The organism is Grimontia sp. THUN1695, from assembly GCF_059704325.2.
Genome location: NZ_AP046577.1, coordinates 14,635 through 37,834, shown reverse-complemented (window position 1 = coordinate 37,834; position 23,200 = coordinate 14,635). Strand labels below are relative to the sequence as shown.

Here is a 23,200-nt window from a genome sequence, read left to right as displayed (position 1 = left end):
AAGCTTGGAATGTGTGATTCATTTTTCAACTAGAATGAGTGACATGAGTCCAAGGACTTTCAGCCCGGCCCACAAAAAATGAGCCCAAATCATGGATAGACATCATGGATAGTAGAAAAATACGCACACATGGAACGGAGTTTGCCATCCTATATCGACTGTGTGATTTGGCTGTTATCAGCGGATCCCTGGCAATCGTCAGCCATTTCTACCTTGGTGAGATCAGTAATACCTGGCTACACCTGGCGACGCTAGCCTCCATTTTCTACCTTTTGTTTGCCGAAAGCTCACACCTGTACCGTTCCTGGCGCATCAGTAACTTCCAGGGACAAATGGTTGCAACCCTGATGCCCTGGGTAGTGGCATTTTTACTGCTTGTCACCTACTTTTTCTTCAGTAAAAGCGGCATTCAATTCTCCCGCATTGTGATGACCTTATGGTTCATCGGTGCAGCCGTTGGCCTGGCACTCTGGCGATTCCTGGCAAGGGCTGCGCTCAGCCACCTGCGTAAGCATGGCTTTAATACCCGCCGCGCCGCCATTATCGGAACGACCGCCAACGGCATTGAACTTGCTCAGGAGTTTCAGCGTAACCATACATTGGGCATCACTCTGCTGGGCTTTTATGAAGACCGCAGCAGCGATCGTATTGAAGGTAGCCTGCCCGCCCCAATGCTGGGCAATGTTAATGATGCACTGGAGCTCGCCAAGCAGGGGGACTTGCAGCACATCTATATTGCCATGCCTATGCATGCTAAAGACCGCATTGCCCGCTACCTCAACCAGTTTGCTGACACCACCGCCACTACCTATCTGGTACCGGACTTTTTCACTTATAACTTACTCCATAGCCGTTGGCAGACGATCGGTCATGTTCACACCCTGAGTGTCCATGACACGCCATTCAGTGGTATCGCTGCATGGGCTAAACGGCTGGAAGACATCGTGCTGTCGCTGATGATCCTGGTGCTTATTTCTCCCATCCTGATCGCCGTTTCTATTGGAGTCAAACTCTCTTCACCGGGGCCAGTGATCTTCAAACAATACCGCTACGGACTGGATGGCAGCAAAATCAAGGTATGGAAGTTCCGCTCGATGTCAGTCATGGATAACGGCGACGTCGTCAAGCAGGCGACCAAGAATGACCCCCGCATAACGCCTTTCGGTGCGTTTATCCGCCGCACATCACTGGATGAATTGCCGCAGTTTTTCAACGTACTGCAAGGTGCTATGTCTATCGTTGGGCCACGTCCACATGCAGTAGCACACAACGAACAGTACCGCGCCATCGTGGATCGCTACATGCTGCGCCATAAAGTGAAGCCAGGCATTACCGGTTGGGCTCAGGTCAATGGCTATCGGGGCGAAACCGACACCCTGGACAAAATGGAAAAACGGATCCAGTTCGACTTGGAATATATCCAGAATTGGTCGCTGTGGATGGACATCAAAATTGTTTTTGCCACTGTGTTCAAAGGCTTTGTCGGCAAAACGGCTTACTAAAGGAGAAAGATGTGAAACGTTGTCAGTTGTGGTTTTCTGTCCTGGGTTTCATGCCTTTTACAGCCGTCGCCGTAGAACCGACACCCTACCAAACGGAAAACGGTATCGACCTCACCCCGACGCTGGGCATCACCGCTGGACACGATGACAATGTACGCCGGACAGAAAATGCCCCTGTCGACTCCCCCATGTATGTTGTCTCTCCCAAGGTAATGGCCCAGCTTGAGACGCGCCGTTCTGCCTATCAGTTTGACTATGGCTTCGATGCGGTAAGCTTCACCGACAGCCATGAGGATAACTACATCAATCATCAACTGCACGGCAATGGATTCTGGCTGTTTGATATCCGTCACCGCCTGTATGTTGACTATACCTACCGAATGGCCAATGAAGCGCGAGGGACCGGCTTGACGGAAGGCTCAAGCCTGTCCGTCGCTGAGCCGCTTCGCTATCAGTTCCACGATACCTACGCCCGTTATGTCTATGGCGCCAACGGTGCACCCGGGCGTCTGGTGGGCATTGTTGGTTATGAAAAGAAAACGTACAACGATAAAACGTTCGTGCGCACCAACGGTGCAACCGTGGATACCCGTTTTTTCAACTGGGATCAACCTTACCTCGCTGGTGAGTTTTACTATGCCGTGTCAAGTTACTTCAGCGCAGTCACCGTCCTGCGCCATGAACTACGCAGTTATAACGAAACCTTTACCGGCCCCGGAGGAACCCGGGACAACCAAAATTCTTTTCTTTACGGCGGTCTCGATTGGGATGTCACCGGAAAAACCCAAGGGCGACTGTTGCTGGGCTTTCAAAACAAAGACTTTGACAGCGCCGGACGTGACAATTTCCAGGGCTTCAGCTGGCGGCTGAACCTCGCCTGGCAGCCAACGGATTACAGCGAGCTCCGTCTTGAAGGGCGCGATGTTGCCCGTGACCCCAACCTCAACGCTGACTATGTTGAGGATCAGTCTGTCCAAATGGAATGGGAGCATAAATGGACCCCCTTGGTGAAGACCGTGGCTTCAGCACGTTACGGCACCAATGATTACCCCGGACTTCGCAAAGATGAGGATTCACAGCTTGGTCTAAGTGCCACTTACGGTATGGCGAGGTGGTGGGACATTTCTGCTGGCGTGAACTGGCTTGAGCGCGATTCGACGTTAACAGGTTACAGCTATGACCAGACCCGATTCTTTATTGGCACAGAGGTGAGTTTGTGATGAGGCAACATTGTATCTTACTTTTCGCACTGCTGATGCTTTCCATCATGCCGGTTCACGCAACCGAACAGTATGTGTTGGGTGATGGTGACCGTATCGCTATCAAGGTGTATGGCGAGGAAGATCTTTCCATGGACATCCTCCTCAGCACCCGGGGCCGCTTTGACTACCCCTACCTGGGTCGTCTTGAAGCTGCAGGGAAAAGTGTCGGGCAATTGCAGCGCATCATCGAAAGCGGCTTGCGCGGTGATTATCTGGTTGATCCGAAAGTGACGGTCAACGTGATTCAATTCCGTAAATTTTATGTCAATGGTGAAGTGCACCACCCCGGCGGATACGACTACCAGCCCGGATTGACGATCGGCAAAGCGATTGCCATTGCCGGCGGTTTTACCGACCGCGCTTCACGAAACAAAATTCAACAGACAGAAGCCCAAAACGGAAACACAGAAAAGAATGTTGGCCTGTCAAAAGCGGTTGGCCCTGGCGACATCATCGTGGTTGAACAGAGCTTCTTTTAAAGAAGCCAGCCTGGACTAACCCGCTATTTTTGCGCACGGAAGAATAAAAGGACGACTACACAATGAAACTTATCGAGCCAAATCAGGCCATTGAGCCAGCGCGCCTCGATCTTAAGCGCTACATCAGCGTCATTTGGCGTTATTGGCTCCCTATCGCCTTCTTCGTGACGACGATGACCCTGATTGCCACCGTGATAATCCTGACTATCTCGCCGGTATACCGCGCCACCGCAACCCTGCTGATTGAATCTGAGGCGAACAACGCCATTTCTATCGAAGAGGTCTATACCTTCGACACCAGCCAGAAAGAGTACTACCAGACCCAGTTTGAGATCCTGCGCTCCAACCATATCGCTGAAAAGGTGATTGAAGAGCTCGGTATCGCCAATATCCGGGAGTTTAACAACCAGGTCGGGGAACCTTCCGGTCGCGATAAATTGTTGAGTCTTCTCTACAACATTGCCCCTTTACAACAATTTCTTCCCGAACCTGTGTCCCATGCTGAACTGATGAATGAATCGGCAGCCCGCCAGGCGGTGCTGAAAAAATTCAAATCGCACCTCACCATCAGTCCTATCCGTAACACGCAACTGGTCAACATCCATTTTGGCTCGACCGATCCGGAACTTGCCGCCAGCGTTGCCAACGCATTGGGGCAGGCGTATATCGAATCCAACCTTGAAGCCCGATTGGTGGCGACGCAAACCGCGTCTTTCTGGATCACAGAGCGCCTGAGCGAGTTGAAAGAAAACCTGAATACTGCCGAACAGGCCCTGACAACTTTTCTCAAAGAAGAAGGGCTGATTGAACTCAGCGACATCGATGAGCTGGCGGGCAATGAGCTCACTAACCTGTCTATTCGTGCGGCCAACGCCCGTGAGCGTCGCGTCGCCGCGGAGAGCCTGTTCTCTCAATTGAGAAACAACGCCAATGCCAGCTTGATGGCCGTGCCCGAAATCTCTAACCACCCGCAAGTCAGGGATGTCAAAAATGCCGAAACAGACGCGGAGAGAAGAGTCTCTGAGCTCTCCAAGCGCTATGGCCCCAAACACGATAAGATGATCCAGGCTCAGGCCCAGCTCGATGCCGTGCGCCAACGCATGTATGCCGTGCTTTATAACCTGGCACAAGGCATTGAAAAAGAACTCGACAGCGCCCGCCAGCAAGAACGGGTGCTGGCTGCCGAGCTGGAAAGCAAAAAAAATGACTACCAGTTAATCAGTGCCAAACGCGCACAATATGAATCACTTAAACGCGATGTCGACGCCAATCGGCAGCTCTATGACATCTTCCTGAACCGCCAGAAAGAAACCTCAGCCACCAGTGACTTTGAAGCCGTGCAAGCGCGTTTCACCGACCGCGCCACTGTACCCCAGGAACCATTCAGCCCCCAGACATCGAAATTAATCGTGATCAGCGCCGCATTCACCTTTCTTCTGGCCATTGTGGGCGCGTTTTTGGCAGATGCTTATCGCAACACCATTGAAAAGCCTGACGACATAGAGGAGAAGCTGGGCTTGCAACATCTCGGATTCCTGCCCCGGGTAAAAGGGAAGCGTTTTAAGAATGCACCGCTTGATCACACCGTTTATCTTGATCCGGACGAAACCTTGTTCAGCGAGTCGGTCCGCACCATCCGCACCTCAATCCTGCTGACGTTAACCAACAGTAAACGTAATGTGCTTGCCGTCACCTCATCGTTACCGTCCGAAGGGAAAACCACCGTTGCCCTGAATCTTGCCCAGTCGCTGGCCAAGATGGAGCGCACACTCCTCATCGACTGCGACCTGCGTATGCCCGCGGTTGGACAGCGTTATGCCCTGCCCCGTAACCAGGCAGGGTTGAGTAATGTGTTGGTGATGGGCGCCCCGGTTGCTGACTGCATTTATCACGATGATGATACGAAGCTCGATATCCTCCCGGCAGGATTGCTGCCATCGAACCCACAGGAGTTGCTGGGTTCAACCAAGTTCTCAGCGCTGCTCACCCAACTGACACAGAGCTATGACAGGATCATTCTCGATACGCCACCGATTCAGGTGGTCAGCGACGGCCTGATCCTGGGGCGTTTGGCTGGCGGCATGATCCTGGTCGTAAAAGCAGAATCAACAACCGAAAAACAGGTCAACCGTTCTATCAGCCAACTCGTTCGCCATGACATTGCCATCGATGGCGTGGTTCTCAACCAGCTCTCTGCCAGACACGCGGAGGAAAAATACAAGCTGCACTATGGTTATTACAACAATAACAAACAACATGATGACACCTTAGAAGCGAGCTAATGGCTTCCAGAGCAAGGATCAACAAGAATAATGAAAACCAGTTTTGATATTTTTAATGGCGATGCCGACGGGATTTGCGCCCTGCTCCAGCTCCGCCTTGCCACCCCAAAAGACAGCGTGTTAATCACGGGGGTGAAGCGCGATATTGCCCTGTTAAAGCAAGTGGATCCCGCCGTGGCGCAGGATGTCACCGTGCTGGACGTGGCGATGGAGAAAAACAGGCCAGCCTTGGATAACCTGCTGTCGCAGGGTGTACGGGTGTTCTATGCCGATCACCACAACCCGGGCGATGCGCCGATGCACCCCTCGCTGACCACCCACATCAATACGGCGTCAAACACCTGCACAAGCCTTATTATCGACAAACTGCTCGATGGCCGTTACCGCGAGTGGGCCTTGGTTGGCGCCTATGGTGACAACATGATCGCCACCGCCGATGTACTGGCCAAAAAGGCGGGCCTTTGCGATCAGGACCGGACCAAACTGATGCAGTTTGGCACCTACCTCAACTACAACAGCTACGGCTCTTCTCTGTCAGACCTGCTGTTTGCACCGGCAGAGATCTATCGCCTGATGGCGCCTTATCCGTCACCGTTTAGTTTTATCGCCGAACGCCCGGATGTGTATGCCACGCTGGAAAATGGCTTTCTCAGCGACAGCGAAAAAGCTGCCGCTATCGTGCCTTACTCTGAGCATCAGGGCTCACGGGTATATATGCTGCCGGATGAAGCCTGGGCGCGCCGTATCAGCGGGGTATATTCGAACGATCTCACTAACCGCGATCCAGACGTTGCCAACGCGGTGATCACTGAGAAAGCTGACGGAAATTATCTGGTCAGCATCCGTGCGCCACTGAACAACCGTACCGGTGCCGATGAACTGGCAGCCGCCTTTCCTACCGGGGGAGGCCGTCAGGCCGCTGCAGGGATCAACGCCCTACCCGCCGAATTACTCAACGATTTTATTGATGCGTTCCACCAGCGTTACCAGCTGGCGACGTAAAAAGGACTCAACATGGTGGACATGATTTCGCTAAACCAAACCCATCTCAAACAACTTGAGAATGAATCGATACACATCATCCGTGAGGTGGCTGCCGAGTTTGACAATCCGGTGATGCTGTATTCCATCGGAAAGGACTCCGCTGTCATGCTCCACCTGGCAATGAAGGCCTTTCATCCGGGTAAACCGCCGTTTCCGCTGCTGCACGTGGACACCACATGGAAGTTCAAGGAGATGATCACCTTCCGTGATGCGTTCACTAAGCGTCATGGTCTCGACCTCCTGGTGCACATTAACCAGGAAGGCGTCGACATGGGGATGGGGCCCTTCTCTCATGGCAGTGCCAAGCACACAGATGTGATGAAAACTCAGGCGCTGAAACAGGCGCTGGACAAATATGGCTTTGATGCCGCCTTCGGCGGTGCGCGCCGTGATGAAGAGAAAAGCCGAGCCAAAGAGCGTGTCTATTCCTTCCGTGACAAGCACCACCGCTGGGATCCGAAAAACCAGCGTCCGGAGCTTTGGGACATCTACAACGGCCGCGTCAACAAAGGCGAAAGTATCCGGGTATTCCCGCTGTCGAACTGGACGGAACTCGATATATGGCAATACATCTATCTGGAAAACATCGATATTGTCCCGCTCTACTTCGCGGAAAAACGCCCGGTGGTAGAACGTGACGGTACCCTGATCATGGTCGATGACGATCGCATGCCGCTGGAGCCCGGCGAAAAGCCGGAAATGAAATCGGTCCGCTTCCGCACGCTCGGCTGCTACCCGCTGACCGGTGCGGTGGAATCAACCGCAGCCACGCTGCCAGAAATCATCCAGGAGATGCTGCTGACCAAAACGTCAGAGCGACAAGGCCGCGTGATCGACCACGATCAGGCGGGCTCCATGGAGCAGAAAAAACGCGAAGGCTACTTCTAACTACACCTAAGCCTCGACATTTGAATGAAAGACTATTTGCTTGCCGGCACAAGGAGTGACCCATGAGCCACAGCTCATCGCTGATCGCAACGGACATCGAAGCGTACCTCCATCAGCACGAAAACAAGGATTTACTACGCCTGCTCACCTGCGGCAGCGTGGATGATGGCAAATCAACCCTAATTGGCCGCTTACTGTTTGACACCAAACTGATTTTTGAAGACCACCTGACCAGCCTGCACAAGGACAATGCCCGCGTAGGTAATGCCGGTGAAGCGCTCGACTTGGCTCTGCTGGTTGATGGCCTGCAATCTGAGCGGGAACAGGGCATCACCATTGATGTGGCTTACCGCTATTTTTCGACCGAAAAGCGCAAGTTCATCATTGCCGACTGCCCGGGGCACGAACAATACACCCGCAACATGGCCACCGGGGCATCAAACTGCGAACTGGCGATTGTGATGGTCGATGCCCGTAAAGGCTTGCTGACCCAGACCCGCCGCCATAGCTATATCGTCAGTCAATTGGGTATCCGCCATGTGGTGGTTGCGGTTAACAAAATGGATTTGGTCGACTTTGACCAGGCCGTTTTTGAACGTATCCAGGCAGACTACCAGACGATGGCAAACCAGCTTGGCATTCACGATGTGCGCTATGTGCCCATCTCGGCACTGGCCGGTGACAACGTGGTCAGCAACAGCGAAAACACCCCCTGGTACCAAGGCCCCTCCCTGATGGGCGTGTTGGAAGGTGTCGAAATCACCCGCGACCAAAACCTCGACCAGATGCGCTTTCCGGTGCAATACGTTAACCGTCCCAACCTCGACTTCCGGGGGTATTGCGGCACGCTGGCCTCCGGCATTCTGCGCAAAGGCGATACCGTGATGGCGCTGCCTTCGGGCCAGCAGAGTACGGTGACCTCCATCGTCACCTATGACGGCGAACTCGATGCCGTCGCCCCCAAAAATGCCATCACAGTGACGCTTGCCGATGAAATCGATATCTCGCGCGGCGACATGCTGGTTCACCCAGACACGGCCCCAGCAGTCTCTGACCGCCTGTCTGCCAATATTGTCTGGATGTCACAAGATACGATGAAAACCCAACGTGACTATGACTTCAAGTTCGCGAGTCTCAATGTCACCGGGCGTATCACCGAGATTACACACAAGGTTGATATCAATAATTTTGAGACCCTGCCCGCCACCGAACTCGCATTGAACGAAATCGGCAAGGTAGAACTGCATCTCAACGCCCCGGTTGCGGTGGACAACTATGGCCTGAACCACAAAACCGGCGCTTTTATTGTCATTGACCGCCTGAGCAACATAACGGTCGGTGCCGGTATGGTAGATACCGTGCATGCCCCGCATAAGCAGGCAAACAAACGCAGCTATACCACCGCGGAAATCGCCCTGAACCGGTATATCCGCGAGCACTATCCGGAATGGGGCACACAATCTATTGAATGATCAGGGATTCACATGGACACAGTGACCATCCAAACCAATCAGGAGAGAGCAAGCAACATGCCGGTAAACGTACTGCACATCATCAACGACCTGTCACGTAATGGCGGCGCACAGCGTTTTGTCGTCGATTTGGTGTGCCCGACACCTGCCGGCTATGTGAGCAAAGTCGTCATACTCAATAACATGAACGATTTTTCAGATGAGCTCGACGCGGCGGGGGTGGAATGTCTGGTTTGGGAAAAGCTGACCCTGAAAGAAAAGTGGCAGATCCTGCGCTGGCCCGATGTGGTGCATGGACATCTGTTCCCCTCTATCTACATTGCGCTGGCAGCGTTTGGCAAAAAGCGCATCCAGACGGAACACAACACCCACAACCGGCGCCGCGACCATGGGTGGATGAAGCCATTCGAATGGCTGCTGTACTGGCGCTACCAAAAAACAGTTTGTATCACCAATCAGGTAAAAAACGCCCTGGAAGACTTTCTCCCCCGTTGGAAAAAGCACTACTCCGTGATCTTCAATGGCATCGACCTGAGCAAGTTCTCGATGGAGGAGAAACAACCACCGGCGGGTGATGCAAGCGTACGGATTGGTATGGTGGGTCGCCTGCACCCTTACAAAGACCATCCCACACTGATACGGGCGCTGGCGCAATTGCCCTCACGCTATGAGCTCCATTTTGCCGGTGATGGCGAGCGCCGGGACGAATACGAAACTCTGGTCAGGGAACTGAACCTGGAAAACCGGGTAGTGTTTCATGGTGTCCGTTCGGACATTCCGGCATTTTTAGACAGTCTGGATATCTATGTGCAGAGCACCATCATTGAAGGCTTTGGCCTTGCTGCGGTGGAAGCGATGGCTGCCGGACTGCCGGTACTGGCCTCCAATGTGCAGGGGATTGATGAGGTCATCGGCATTGATGATTACCTGTTCCCGTTAGGCGATGACAAGGCGCTGGCCCACACTGTCTCCGCGATTTGCGAGAGTCCTGAGCAATATACCAGGGCGTCAAAACGTTCACTTTCGCGCTGCCAGCTGTACACACTGGACGCCTTTCGGGACCAGTACTATCAGGCCTATCAGAGGTTAGTGGATGACCAAACCGCTTGAACATGCCGCAGCGCTTGCCGTTGTCCTGTTTTTTGTCCCCATGAAGGTCAATGTCGCAGGCACCGCATTATACCTCGCTGATTTGGTGGGTATCATGGCGTTGGGTTTTCTGGGCCTGATAGCATGCCGCGGCCAGTTGCTGCAATCCACGGTACGGGCCAGCGGTTTTATTCTGGTCTTCGTTGCCTACATTGCACTGGCAGGCGTTGTCAGTAATGTACCGGTCAAACTGGTGCTCATTGAAATGGTGCAGTGGCTTTCTGTGGCCGCCTTTCTTGGCGTCCTTCATCAGGCAGGCCTTTTGGCCTCCCCGCGCTTTCTTACCCTGATCACTGTGTATACTTTTCTCGGGGCGCTGTACACCGCAGGCTGGCACCTGATGTATTCGACAGTGCGTGACTTCAAGCAACTCGAAAACACCAAGTATTTCTTCGGCTTTACCTGTGCCCTGCTCTATATCCTGCGCCGACAGATCCGGTTTGGTCACCTGATGTTAGCCATCGCCATGGTGATGTTGCTGATGTCCGGGGAGCGCAAGGCGCTGATGGGTGTCGCCGCGTTGGTTATCTGTGATTTCCTCTTTTGCCGGGAAATATCCCATCCCCGCTCGCAACAAACGGCTGTCGCGCTGGGCATACTGGGTCTTCTCGGGGGGGGACTGGCTCTTGTTTCTGGCTGGTATCTTGCCGGCACCGACGCACTGCTTGATAAATTTGAATTTACCCAATTCGACATTCTGTTCGCCGATCAGCAGGAGGCACGCTGGGACTCAGAATTATGGCGCAAGCTCCTGCTGGCAAACGGCTTCTCGCTGTTTCTGGAGTACCCCGTATTCGGGGTTGGCCCCAAAATGCTGCCGATGTATATCGCCAATTACTTCCAGAATCAGGAACTGGCCATCTACACCCATAACTTCGCCCTGGACGTAGCGATTGAATATGGTCTGGTAGGGCTTGCCATTTTGATTGGCGGCTTCCTGTTGGGGCTGCGTCGGCTGTTCAGGCAACGCTTTGTTAACCCCGTGGCGTTTCTGCTTGCGGTTTACATTCTCGCCATGGTGCTGTTTGTTGCGGTCAACAGCACCATTATGCTGATGTTTTTATTTCCATTTTTCGTTAACACCCGAGTGGTGGGCAGGCCAGAGCCCAGTGCACCTGCCACGCGATCTTTCTCCCTTATTGCCCACCAAGAGGATAAACAATGAAGTTCAGCCTTGCCCGACAACGCGCATTCGACCAGACCCTGAACGCGCCGGATTTTGTCTTGGTTTATCAAATGGGTAAAGTTGGTTCATCATCGATAGAAGCGTCCCTTGAACACGCAGGCATTCCCAGTTGGCATCTCCATACTTTCGATGACAACGAAGAGTTCCAGATGTACCGCAATACCGGCGATGTGGCCTGCTTTTTTGACTGGCCTATCCGTGCTGCCTACAAGCTGACCCTGTCGCACCGCAGACGCATTCTGCAAAAGCGTGATCACCTGAAGATCATCACCCTGGTGCGCGATCCGGTTGCTACTGTGGTCTCCCGTTTTTTCCAGGATCTGCATATCCAGTTTATTGCCGGCAAGAAAAACGAAGCCATTCATGGGGATATCGATGCAACACTTCGCCATCTCGTCGATGCGTTTGAAACCCAGATGCGTCTGGAGTATTTCACCGATTGGTTCAACAGGGAGCTGAAACGCCGGTTTGGTGTTGATGTGCTCGCCCATATCCAGAATCCGGGCCAGAGCCATTGGCGCATTGAGCAAGGTGGGCGGGATGTGCTGCTGATGAAGTGCGAAGCCATTAACCAGTCTGCCGGTGTACTGGCTGACTTCCTTGCGAAGCCCGGTTTCCAGCTGCAATCCAGCAACGAAGCCGCCAACAAATGGTACTCCGCGCTTTACCAGCGCTTCAAAGAAACCTACCCGTTTGAGCGCTTATTTCACCTCTATGATGCGCCACTGTACCGCGCCATCTACAGTGAAGAAGACATTGCACAATTTAAAATGAAATGGAGTAAGCGATGAAAACTGTCCTCCATATCACAGAAGCCTTTGGCGGTGGCATCCAGACAGCGCTGTGCAGTTACGCCAAGTCGACCAAAGGAGATCCCATTCGCCACCACCTGTTTGCCCGTCTGCGTCCGGACGATGATACCGGAATGGCTATCACCTCCCTGTTTGATCATATCCAGACCGTCGAAGGCAGTCTGCTGGACTTTTTCCGGGCAGCGAGAAAGGCCGTGTTACAGACTCAGCCAGATGTGATCCACCTGCATTCCAGCTTCGCAGGTTTTTTGGGCCGTTTTCTGCCCAAACAAGGGAAAAGCAGGATTGTCTACACGCCTCACTGCTATGCATTCGAGCGCCGTGATATTTCCGGTGCTATGCAGCATGTCTATACACGTCTGGAGACCCTTGGCCTGTCGCGCATTGACATCATTGCCGGTTGTAGCGAAAGGGAATGCGAGCTGGGCTATGCACTTGGTGCCCAAAAAGCGGTGCACCTCAATAACTACGCAGACCTTGATTCGGCAATGGAGCCAGCCAGCACTCCCCGCGTTTCCCCACCTTTTAACGTGGTGGTGGCCGGGCGTATTTCGCCACAGAAAGATCCCCAGTTTCTGCTCGACACCCTTACCTGCCTGAAGGCATACCCAGAGTACAGTCAAATCAGATTTCACTGGCTCGGTGGGGGCTATCCTGAGATGGAAAAGGCACTTCGCGATGCGGGCGTTGACGTAACAGGAATGATCCCTCATTCACAGTTAATGCTCGCCCTGAAAAAGGCGGATTTGTACCTTCACACCGCAGCCTGGGAAGGCATGCCTCTTACTATTCTGGAAGCCGCAAAACTGCATATCCCTATGGTGCTGCGTGTCATCGGTGCCACCCAAAACCTGCAGTACCCATTCATGACAGATTCCCCTGATACCATGGCCGAGCAAATCATCAGATTCTGCAAACACCCGGACAGTCCCGACTACCCGAAAGCTGTCGATGACTTTAACCGCAATTTCAGCGCTGAAAAGCAGCGTAAGGCTCTACACCTTATCTATGGAGCCTGATGCATGAGCATGATTGTGGCACTGATGATTACAGGATTACTGGTAGCATTGCTGACCACCCGTCTGCGTCCTGCATTGGTGTTTGGGGCAGTGTTTACTGTCTTGCTGCTGCTGGATATCGTCCCAGCCGCACAGCTTTTTAATAACTTCACCAATACGGCTCTCGTTACCCTGGTACTCTTGGTGATGGTATCTGTGATCCTTGAACGCACGCCCTACATCAGTGCACTCGGCCGATGGTGTACCCAAGGCAGTCTCAGGAAAGTGACCCTGCAAACAACCCTGTCTGCCGGGCTACTGTCTGCCGTGATTAATAATACTGCGGTGGTTTCCAGCCTGATGCGAAGTATGACCAAAAGCCAGCATCCCTCCAGCAAGCTGCTGATCCCCCTTTCCTATGCCACTATCCTCGGTGGTACCACAACACTGATTGGCACGTCCACCAACCTGCTGGTAAATGGTTTTACCCTCAATGCCGGCTTGCCGGGGATAGGCTTTTTCGACTTCACAGTGATTGGATTACCGGTGTTTATCACCGGAGTACTGGTGATCACTCTGGTATCAGTATCATTACTGCCAAACCGCCTGGGCGAGGAACAGGAAACGTCACAAAACTACCTGTTAGAATCCCAGTTAGTCCCTGCGTCTCCTCTTGTCGGACAACGTGTCGGACAAAGTGGCCTTCGCAATCTTGAACGTCTTTTCTTGGTTGAAATTATCCGCGGTGCACACATCATTTCCCCTGTTACGCCGGATGAGCGCTTGCAGGGTAACGACATTTTAGTGTTCTCCGGTGATTTGGAATCAGCGGCGATACTGGAGAAATTCAAAGGGTTGGAACCCAAAACGCAGGGCGAGAAACTGCCTTCGGATAATCTGATCAGTGTCGTTGTCACTCCTCATGCCGTGATCGCCGGAAAGACCATTAAGTCCGTTCAATTTCGTGCTCTGTTCGACGCTGCCGTCGTGGCAGTAAAACGGGGGGAGCATCACATTTCCGGTGGCCTTGGCCAGGTGACCTTGCAAGGGGGTGACCTCCTGGTGCTGGCCGTTAGCCAGGATTTTTTCAACCGCGGCAACCTGGCACAAAACTTTATTCTGGTGGAAGAAAGGGAAAATAATGCCCTGCTCAGCAGCACACAGTCGTTACTGTTTTGCGGTGGTGCGATTGTCGCATTGCTCGCCAGTTTCCTTGAATGGCTTCCCCTGTACAAAGGGCTGACTCTGTTGCTTGCCGCCTCGGTGGCTGCGCGCCTGGTGTCTATTCATGATTTACGAAGGCGCTTCCCGTTTGAACTGGTACTGGTGATTGGCTCTGCACTGGGGCTCGCACAGGCAATTAGCCTGACCGGCCTTGCCGATCGCCTTGCAGCCTTGATCATGAGCGTCAGCCAGAGCGGAGGACCTTTTGGCGCGATGGTAATTCTTTATCTCGCGACCTGGTTGATGACAGAGCTCATCACCAACAATGCAGCAGCGGCAATCAGTTTCCCGGTAGGACTTGCCATCGCTGCTCAGTATCACATTGATCCGATGCCGTTTATTATGACCGTTGCCTTTGCCGCCAGTGCCAGCTTTCTCTCTCCTTTCGGTTACCAAACCAACCTGATGGTCTTTACCGCAGGTCGCTACATGCCAAAGGATTATCTTCAGGCGGGTCTACCGCTCACCCTGGTTTATGCCACTGGCGTGCTTTCCCTTATTCCCCTGTTTTTCCCCTGGTAAGGCAGATTGATGATGCTCAGACTCTTACGCCGCGTTCAATCCTTGGAACCTGCCCGTCGCCAGTTCCTGTTTCATGCTGCCCTGGCCGCGCTGTTCAGGGTGCTTTCTGCCGCAGCGGCTTTCCTGTTGAGTGTGGTTGCTGCCCGGGTGCTGGGCGCCGAGCAATCCGGATTGTTTTTCCTTGGCATGAGTCTCGCCATTTTGCTCGGTACACTCTGTTTGCTGGGCATGGACAATGCATTACTTCGTTTTATCGGCCATACGAGCAATATAGGGAATACCACCCTGACCAACCAGGTATTCACCAACGCCTATCTCGCAGTATTACCGGTCTCTGCATTGACGGGATTTTTTACCTATCTGGCGGCACCATGGCTTGCCGACGCGGTGTTTGATAAACCCCAGGCGACTGATAGCCTGCGCTATTTCGCCATCGCCATTCCTTTTATCAGTCTGTTCTTTTTACATGGCTATGCCCTGCAGGCCACCCGAAAAGTGATTGCTTCAGTCTGTTCAATGCAGCTTGGGGTAACGGTATTGGCACTGCCTGCCCTGTTGCTTTTCGCACAGTACAGCGAGCAACTCCAGGCAGGTACAGCCTCGTTACTGTATGTCATTGCGGCAGCTGTGGTTGTTTTCAGTGGTTTGTGGTTTTGGTTACGCATGCCCGGCCACCGTTTTGACCGCAGTGATACCAAAATGCCTGCATTTTGGCAGGCAGCACCGAACCTTTGGTTAGTTTCAGCCACCGCACAGGCGATACCCTGGGCCTCGGTGGTGATCGTCGGGCTGTTTGTCAGCGCGCAGGAAGTAGCCTATTTTTCTGCCGCCCAGCGCACTTCGTTGCTGATCAGTTTTATGTTAATGGTGGTGAATTTTGTTGCCGCACCGCGATTCTCGACACTGTTCAATGCAGAAAACTGGAATGAACTGAAAACGTTGGCACAATTTTCAACCCGCCTGATGGTGATTTTTTCCCTGCCTGTATTGGCTGCAGTACTGATCTGGCCTGATAAAATCATGGCGCTGTTTGGCGAGGACTTTACCCCATCAGGGCAACTGCTGGTGATCCTGGCTATCGGGCAAACTATCAATGTGATGACAGGCTCTGTCGGCTTTCTTCTCACCATGTGTGGTTATGAAAGGGACATGCGCAACATCACTCTGTTTGCCGGCATGCTCACTGTAACCTTGATATTCATGTTGACATCCCTATGGGGGATTGTCGGCGCGGCCCTAGCGGTGAGCGCCGGTGTCAGCACCCAGAACTTGCTGGCGGTGCATAAGGTCAAAAAAAGGCTCGGCTTTTGGCCAATTGGTTGAGCATACCTTGTCGTTGAACCTCTATGCTCGCATAATCTAACAATGAGACAAAATTGTAACCGGTGCGTGGTAACATCCTACCTCTCCTGTATTTTTACATCACCACGAGTTCGGTAAATATAATGTATTGTATTAAGGACAACCTATGATCAAGAAGTGTCTATTCCCGGCGGCTGGCTATGGAACCCGTTTCCTGCCAGCCACCAAATCTATGCCGAAAGAAATGATGCCCATTGTCAACAAGCCCCTGATTGAATATGGCGTTGATGAAGCGCTGGAGGCAGGTATTACCGGTATGTGTATTGTGACCGGACGCGGTAAACACAGCCTGATGGATCACTTCGACAAAAACTACGAACTTGAGCACCAAATCAGTGGCACTAACAAAGAAGCACTGCTTGATGACATCCGCACAACCATTGATGCCGCGTCCTTTACCTATATTCGCCAAAAAGAAATGAAAGGTCTGGGCCACGCCATCCTTACCGGTCGCGAACTGGTCGGTGACGATGCATTTGCGGTGGTATTGGCTGATGACCTTTGCGTTAACCGCGAAGAAGGTGTGCTGTCCCAAATGGTTGCCTTGTACAAACAGTTCCGTTGCTCCATTGTTGCCGTGGAAGAAGTGCCGGTGGATGAAACCCACAAATACGGTGTGATCGCCGGTGAGGAAATGAAAGAGAACCTCTACCGCGTCGACAACATGGTTGAAAAACCCGAACCAGGCACCGCACCAAGCAACCTAGCGATCATTGGCCGCTACATTCTGACGCCGGATATTTTCGATATTCTGGAAAATACCGAACCAGGCAAAAACGGCGAAATCCAGATCACCGACGCCCTGCTCAAACAAGCCAAAAGCGGCTGTGTACTGGCCTACAAATTCAAGGGCGAGCGCTTTGACTGCGGCAGCGTAGAAGGCTTCATTGAAGCCACCAACTATTGCTACGAAAACATCTACCTGCAGTCTGATGCGCCTAATCAACCACAAAAAACGGTAAAATGCGGTTGATCGAAAACCACACAAACATCGTTAAAAACTGCGTACTTTGACATCGAAGAAAGCTGTATATTCATACAGCTTTCTTCTTTTTCATTGGCCAATAATGTGGGATACTTCTCTCTTCAATTTTTCACTGGGCTTCGAATGGTAAGGGCAAGGTAGACATGGACACGATTGATGTCAGAGGGGCACGTACCCATAATCTGAAAAACATTAACCTGACAATCCCGCGCGACAAACTGATTGTGATCACCGGTCTGTCAGGCTCCGGAAAATCATCGCTGGCGTTTGACACCCTGTATGCAGAGGGCCAGCGTCGTTATGTCGAATCCCTGTCTGCCTATGCGCGTCAGTTCCTTTCCCTGATGGAAAAACCGGATGTAGACCACATCGAAGGGCTTTCCCCGGCGATTTCCATCGAGCAAAAGTCCACGTCGCACAACCCACGCTCAACCGTAGGGACCATCACAGAAGTCTATGACTACCTGCGTCTGCTCTATGCCCGAGTCGGCGATCCCCGTTGCCCAACCCACAATGTGACACTGGAAGCCCAGACCATCAGCCAGATGGTGGATAAGGTGCTGGCGCTGGAAGAAGGCAGCAAAATGATGCTGCTGGCCCCGATTGTCAAAGAGCGTAAGGGTGAACACGTCAAAACCCTGGAAAACCTGGTCGCCCACGGTTTTATCCGCGCCCGTATCGACGGTGAGGTGTGCGACCTGTCTGATCCCCCGACACTGGAGCTACACAAAAAGCACACCATTGAAGTGGTGGTGGACAGGTTTAAAGTCCGGGACGATCTGCAGCAGCGTCTGGCAGAATCCTTCGAAACCGCGATTGAGCTCACCGGCGGCACAGCCGTGGTCAGTTATATGGACGGTGATGGCGAGGATCTGGTTTTCTCTGCCAATTTTGCCTGCCCGCATTGTGGTTACAGCATGCAGGAACTGGAGCCTCGCCTGTTCTCGTTCAACAACCCCGCCGGCGCCTGCCCCACCTGTGATGGCCTTGGCGTGCAGCAGTATTTCGATGAAAACCGCGTGGTACAGAACGAGGCAGTCAGCCTTGCTGGCGGTGCGATCCGTGGCTGGGATCGCCGCAACTTCTATTACTTCCAGATGCTGAATTCGCTGGCAGACCACTACGGCTTTGACATTGAAACGCCGTGGAAGGATTTGCCGAAAGCAATCAAGGACGTAGTACTGAACGGCTCCGGGTCGACAGACATTGCCTTTAAATACGTCAATGACCGCGGTGATATCACCGTGCGTAAGCACCCTTTTGAAGGCATTCTCAATAACCTTAACCGCCGCTACCGCGATACCGAATCCATGGCAGTACGCGAAGAGCTGGCCAAATACATCGCCAACAAGCCCTGCTCCAGCTGCGGCGGCTCACGCCTTCGAGAAGAAGCGCGCCATGTATTTGTCGGAAACACCAACCTGCCAGCCGTCTGTGAAATGAGTATTCATGAAGCACTGACATTCTTTGCCGGTCTTGAGCTGACAGGCCAGCGCGCCCAGATTGCTGACAAGGTACTGAAAGAGATCCATGACAGGCTGAGCTTTCTGGTCAATGTTGGCCTGAATTACCTCAATCTGTCGCGCAGCGCCGATACCCTGTCCGGCGGTGAAGCCCAGCGTATCCGTCTGGCAAGCCAGATTGGCGCTGGTCTGGTCGGCGTGATGTATGTGCTGGATGAGCCCTCTATCGGCCTTCACCAACGCGATAACGAGCGCCTGCTAGCAACCCTTGAGCACCTTCGCAACCTCGGTAATACCGTACTGGTGGTTGAACACGACGAAGATGCTATCCGTGCGGCCGACCACATTATTGATATCGGCCCGGGGGCCGGCGTTCATGGTGGCTATGTCGTGGCAGAAGGTACCTACGAGGAAATTATCAAAAATGAAGACTCCCTGACCGGTCAGTACCTCAGTGGCAAAAAGCAGATTGCCGTTCCACAGACACGCGTCCCTTACGACAAAAAACGGGTGGTGAAACTGAAAGGGGCCAGCGGCAACAACCTGCAAAACGTGAACCTGACCCTGCCGGTTGGCCTGTTGACCTGTGTGACGGGTGTCTCGGGCTCCGGTAAGTCCACACTGATCAATGACACCTTCTACAGGATTGCCCACCAGCGCCTCAACGGTGCCACGACCGGCGAACCTGCACCATTCAAGGATATCGACGGTCTGGAGCACTTCGACAAGGTGATTGATATCGACCAAAGCCCGATTGGCCGCACCCCCCGCTCTAACCCGGCTACGTACACCGGTATTTTCACGCCTATTCGTGAGCTGTTTGCCGGTACCCAGGAATCACGCTCCCGTGGTTATAAAGTCGGCCGTTTTAGCTTCAACGTGAAGGGCGGACGCTGTGAGGCGTGTCAGGGCGACGGTGTTATCAAAGTCGAAATGCACTTCCTACCAGATGTTTACGTGCCCTGCGACGTGTGTAAAGGTAAACGCTATAACCGTGAAACGCTGGAAATTCGCTACAAAGGCAAAACCATTGATGACGTCCTCGAGATGACAGTGGAAGATGCCCGCGAGTTTTTTGATGCCGTCCCGGCAATAGCACGCAAACTGCAAACCCTGATGGATGTCGGCCTTTCCTACATTCGTCTTGGGCAGGCGGCAACCACCCTTTCCGGCGGTGAAGCGCAGCGAGTTAAACTGGCGCGGGAGCTGTCAAAGCGTGACACAGGCAAAACCCTGTATATTCTGGATGAGCCTACAACCGGGCTACACTTCCATGATATCCAGCAGTTGCTGATTGTGTTGCATCGCTTGCGCGATCATGGCAATACCATTGTGGTGATTGAGCACAACCTCGATGTGATAAAAACGGCAGACTGGATTGTCGATCTGGGGCCAGAGGGTGGCAGCGGCGGTGGCATGATCATTGCTGAAGGTACGCCAGAAGATGTCGCACTGGTCGAAGGCTCTCATACCGCAAGGTTCCTGAAACCTCTGCTCAAACAAAAAGCATCATAAGGCATATTCGCGCGTTATCGACGGTAAAAATGACAGTATGCAAACATCGCGTTTACAACACCTCTGGCCAGACAAAGTAGCCAGTAAACCCCTGGTGAAGCCGGTGCTGATTGTACTGGCTGCACTGTTCTTGTTCTGTCTGCCCTTAAACCAAACTCCATTGGAATTTTCCGGTGTTCAGCATCCCGCAACGGCGTTGACACTTTTACTCACCGTCACCCTGATCTGTTTGGGTGGATGGGAGGCGGCCAGACAGCGCCGCTTCCGTTATACCACCGTCACTGTCTGGCTCGCTATTGCAGCCTTGTTTGCTTTGCTTCCCTCTTTCTACCTTCACGCTGACCTGCATACGGCGATCTGGCAGGGATGCAATGTGTTGCTTGCGCTATTGCTGTTTTGTACCTTGCAACAATTCAGTTTCAACCACATGCAACGCCAAGATCTCCTTTTGCTACCGCTGATCAGTGGCTGGCTGCTGGCCCTTCCCGCACTGTTACCTACGCTGACAGACACCTATGCCACTTATCTTTCAGGCATTACGGTACACGGTGAAGCATTGAGTATCGCTCTGTTGACCGCACTGTCATTATCCGCATACCTCCTGGCGAGAACCAAAGTATACAAACGCAACTGGGTCCCCCTGCATGCCGTGCTTTTACTCACCCCAGTGCTCACTATCCCGGCACTTGCTGCATTGCGATCGCCCTGGCTCATCGCTGCCATGCTGGTCATTACCATACTGATCCAGCCTTTTTTGTTCCGTTTTTGCCCAAAACGCCACCACGGACTTTGGAATCTGGCAGTGCTGGCAGGTTTCATCCTTGCATGGCATTTCAACTGGTTACCCCAGGCCGCATTATCCGCTGTACGGTATTCAGAGCATGAGCAGGCAGTACTGGCCCAGACCTGGGCATTGCTGACGCAATCACAGTTTGAAGGTGTCGGGCTGGGACAACTCATCAAAGCCCAGCTTTTATTTGGGCTTGAGCAACAGCAGGGGCTTTCTCCTATCGTGCCATATCCAAGCTGGCTTCTGGCAAATCTCACCCAGGGAGGGATTGCGTATTGGGCAGGGTTTGGTGTGCTTCTCAGTCTGGTTATACGCCGTTTGATGGAGGCACCGGGAGGAACACGCTTGATGTTGCTGGCGATATTACTGCCTTCCCTGCTCGGCATGGCTCTGACCGCTTATATGGAAATCAATCCGGCATTCGGTGTTCTGTTTGTGATGTTGGTTTACTGGCTGGATAACCTCTCGGCGCACTATCGCCGTGTTCCTCTTCGCCATACCCGTGGCATAAAACTGGCGGCCAATGGGGTACTGGCTGTCACCGCCTTTATGGTGTTGTCATCCATTTACCTTGGTGAACAGGCACTGCGCACCTACCAGATAAAAGATGTGAAGCTGGTGCAGTACCAAACCCACCCATGGTGGCGGGATTACTTCAGTCAGGAGGCCGGGAAGCGGGCATTTCACGATGCCTTGGAAAGCCATGACAAACGTGCTCAGGAGCACTATCTCAGGGCGCAAATCTACCGCCTGGGAACCCACCCCAACCCGGAGGGATACCAGTCATTGATTGAACTTGCCATTCTGACCGGACATGAATCCATTGCGAAGCAACTGAAAGAGGAAGCGGCCCTGTTATTTCCAGCACAGGAATTTAAGCTTGATTTTACAAAAATGCAGCCATCACGTACTGGCGCACACTGAATCCGCTAAAACAAAAGCGCCCTGCATCACCACAGGGCGTTTTTCATTGCTACCGGTTACCCCAGCACATCTTTCAGCGCCTTGGCACACAGGGCGACATTCTCACGCCTGGCTGCATACCCCATCAGACCGATACGCCAGGCCTTACCGGCAAGAGCACCAAGGCCCGCGCCAATTTCCAGGTTGTACTCATTCAAAAGCCTTGCCCTTACCGCAGCATCGTCAACACCTTCAGGAACGGCAACTGCATTGAGCTGTGGCAAACGATGCTTCGCATCCACCAGGAAATGAATGCCCAGAGGCTCAAGTTCTGCTTTCAACAATGCATGCATCTCACGGTGGCGCTGCCACGCATTTTCCAGCCCTTCTTCTTTCAGCATCAGCAGGGATTCATGCAGGGCATACAGGCTGTTAACCGGTGCCGTGTGGTGGTAACTGCGCTTGCCTTCTCCACTCCAATACCCCAGTACCAGACTCTGGTCTAGGAACCAGCTTTGTACTTTTCTGCTACGTTGCTGCATTTTCTCGACCGCCCGCGGGGAGAAGGTGACCGGTGATAATCCCGGCACGCAGGACAGACATTTCTGGCTCCCCGAATAAACAGCATCCAGTTGCCACTCATCCACCAGCAAGGGGACACCTCCCAGTGACGTCACCGCATCCACGATCGTCAGGCAACCGTGCGCTCGTGCCAGTTCAGAAAGGACTTTCGCATCACTCAGTACCCCGGTGGAGGTTTCTGCATGCACAAAGGCAACGGCAGTGGCCTGCGGGTTTGCTTCGAGGGCTGCCGCCACTTTCACCGGATCAACCGGTTTCCCCCATTCATCGTCAACCATGACCGCAGTCGCCCCACAGCGCTCAACGTTCTCACGCATCCTGTCACCAAATACCCCATTGCGGCAGACAATCACTGTGTCGCCCGGTGAGATAAGGTTAACAAAGCAAGTTTCCATGCCCGCACTGCCTGGGGCAGACACCGCAATAGTAAAGGCATTCTCCGTTTGGAATGCGTACTGGAGCAGAGCCTTTACTTCATCCATCATGCCGACAAACAGCGGATCGAGATGACCGATAGTCGGTTGCGCCAGCGCTTGCAATACGCGAGGGGAAACATCAGAGGGACCCGGCCCCATCAGGGTACGTTGGGGGGGAATAAAGCGTGAAATTGTCATTATGTGCTCTCCATATGCCTTTTACTCCTTGGGATTACTACCCTACCACTGCTTCGGCACAGGCCAAAACCTCATCGGCCAATAAACCCAACATGGTCTTAAAATGAAACGGTTTTAATCCAATCAAACATTGACAATACCGTTACAAACAATTATCAATAAAGGG

The 23,200-nt window shown here is 53.0% G+C and carries 17 protein-coding genes; 16 read left to right on the top strand and 1 reads right to left on the bottom strand.

Annotated features, from left to right (window positions below; all coding sequences use genetic code 11):
* The first annotated feature begins 104 nt into the window (after positions 1 to 104).
* The 16 genes from AC6IB1_RS03570 to AC6IB1_RS03495 all read left to right on the top strand — a co-directional run bounded on the left by AC6IB1_RS03570 (position 105) and on the right by AC6IB1_RS03495 (position 21,859).
* Positions 105 to 1,502, top strand: a complete 1,398-nt coding sequence (locus AC6IB1_RS03570; protein WP_497567850.1) for an undecaprenyl-phosphate glucose phosphotransferase — start codon at positions 105 to 107, stop codon at positions 1,500 to 1,502.
* Between the two features lie 11 nt (positions 1,503 to 1,513).
* On the top strand, positions 1,514 to 2,722 hold the full coding sequence (locus tag AC6IB1_RS03565; RefSeq protein ID WP_497567849.1) for an outer membrane beta-barrel protein: 1,209 nt from the start codon (positions 1,514 to 1,516) through the stop codon (positions 2,720 to 2,722).
* Complete coding sequence (locus tag AC6IB1_RS03560) at positions 2,722 to 3,243, top strand: polysaccharide biosynthesis/export family protein (RefSeq protein WP_497569074.1); 522 nt, start codon at positions 2,722 to 2,724, stop codon at positions 3,241 to 3,243. Before AC6IB1_RS03565 ends, AC6IB1_RS03560 begins: the two co-directional genes overlap by 1 nt.
* A 62-nt stretch (positions 3,244 to 3,305) precedes the next feature.
* Positions 3,306 to 5,525 (top strand): GumC family protein, encoded by a 2,220-nt coding sequence (locus tag AC6IB1_RS03555; protein WP_497567848.1) that lies wholly within the window; start codon positions 3,306 to 3,308, stop codon positions 5,523 to 5,525.
* Between the two features lie 30 nt (positions 5,526 to 5,555).
* On the top strand, positions 5,556 to 6,527 hold the full coding sequence (locus AC6IB1_RS03550) for a DHH family phosphoesterase (protein WP_497567847.1): 972 nt from the start codon (positions 5,556 to 5,558) through the stop codon (positions 6,525 to 6,527).
* Between the two features lie 12 nt (positions 6,528 to 6,539).
* Complete coding sequence (cysD, locus tag AC6IB1_RS03545; protein ID WP_503693116.1) at positions 6,540 to 7,457, top strand: sulfate adenylyltransferase subunit CysD; 918 nt, start codon at positions 6,540 to 6,542, stop codon at positions 7,455 to 7,457.
* A 62-nt stretch (positions 7,458 to 7,519) separates the two neighbouring features.
* On the top strand, positions 7,520 to 8,929 hold the full coding sequence (gene cysN / locus AC6IB1_RS03540; RefSeq protein ID WP_497567846.1) for a sulfate adenylyltransferase subunit CysN: 1,410 nt from the start codon (positions 7,520 to 7,522) through the stop codon (positions 8,927 to 8,929).
* A 57-nt stretch (positions 8,930 to 8,986) separates the two neighbouring features.
* Complete coding sequence (locus AC6IB1_RS03535; RefSeq protein WP_497569072.1) at positions 8,987 to 10,039, top strand: glycosyltransferase; 1,053 nt, start codon at positions 8,987 to 8,989, stop codon at positions 10,037 to 10,039.
* Positions 10,023 to 11,243 carry an O-antigen ligase family protein gene (locus AC6IB1_RS03530; protein WP_497567845.1) on the top strand — a complete coding sequence of 407 codons (1,221 nt, stop codon included), beginning with the start codon at positions 10,023 to 10,025 and terminating at the stop codon, positions 11,241 to 11,243. The genes AC6IB1_RS03535 and AC6IB1_RS03530 overlap by 17 nt, the downstream gene beginning before the upstream one ends.
* Positions 11,240 to 12,055 carry a putative capsular polysaccharide synthesis family protein gene (locus AC6IB1_RS03525; RefSeq protein WP_497567844.1) on the top strand — a complete coding sequence of 272 codons (816 nt, stop codon included), beginning with the start codon at positions 11,240 to 11,242 and terminating at the stop codon, positions 12,053 to 12,055. The genes AC6IB1_RS03530 and AC6IB1_RS03525 overlap by 4 nt, the downstream gene beginning before the upstream one ends.
* Positions 12,052 to 13,095, top strand: coding sequence for a glycosyltransferase family 4 protein (locus AC6IB1_RS03520; RefSeq protein WP_497567843.1), 1,044 nt, complete (start codon positions 12,052 to 12,054; stop codon positions 13,093 to 13,095). Before AC6IB1_RS03525 ends, AC6IB1_RS03520 begins: the two co-directional genes overlap by 4 nt.
* Before the next feature lie 3 nt (positions 13,096 to 13,098).
* Positions 13,099 to 14,820 carry an SLC13 family permease gene (locus AC6IB1_RS03515; RefSeq protein ID WP_497567842.1) on the top strand — a complete coding sequence of 574 codons (1,722 nt, stop codon included), beginning with the start codon at positions 13,099 to 13,101 and terminating at the stop codon, positions 14,818 to 14,820.
* 9 nt (positions 14,821 to 14,829) lie between these two features.
* Complete coding sequence (locus AC6IB1_RS03510; protein ID WP_497567841.1) at positions 14,830 to 16,143, top strand: oligosaccharide flippase family protein; 1,314 nt, start codon at positions 14,830 to 14,832, stop codon at positions 16,141 to 16,143.
* Between the two features lie 145 nt (positions 16,144 to 16,288).
* Positions 16,289 to 17,155: a UTP--glucose-1-phosphate uridylyltransferase GalU gene (galU, locus tag AC6IB1_RS03505; protein ID WP_005502285.1), complete on the top strand. Its 867-nt coding sequence runs from the start codon at positions 16,289 to 16,291 to the stop codon at positions 17,153 to 17,155.
* 155 nt (positions 17,156 to 17,310) lie between these two features.
* Positions 17,311 to 20,145, top strand: a complete 2,835-nt coding sequence (uvrA, locus tag AC6IB1_RS03500) for an excinuclease ABC subunit UvrA (RefSeq protein ID WP_497567840.1) — start codon at positions 17,311 to 17,313, stop codon at positions 20,143 to 20,145.
* Between the two features lie 37 nt (positions 20,146 to 20,182).
* Positions 20,183 to 21,859: a Wzy polymerase domain-containing protein gene (locus AC6IB1_RS03495; RefSeq protein WP_497567839.1), complete on the top strand. Its 1,677-nt coding sequence runs from the start codon at positions 20,183 to 20,185 to the stop codon at positions 21,857 to 21,859.
* Positions 21,860 to 21,915: 56 nt separating this feature from the next.
* Here AC6IB1_RS03495 and AC6IB1_RS03490 read toward each other — a convergent pair whose 3' ends face one another.
* A complete protein-coding gene (locus AC6IB1_RS03490; protein ID WP_497567838.1) occupies positions 21,916 to 23,034 on the bottom strand; it encodes a pyridoxal-phosphate-dependent aminotransferase family protein in 1,119 nt (372 codons plus the stop codon).
* Between the last annotated feature and the right edge of the window lie 166 nt (positions 23,035 to 23,200).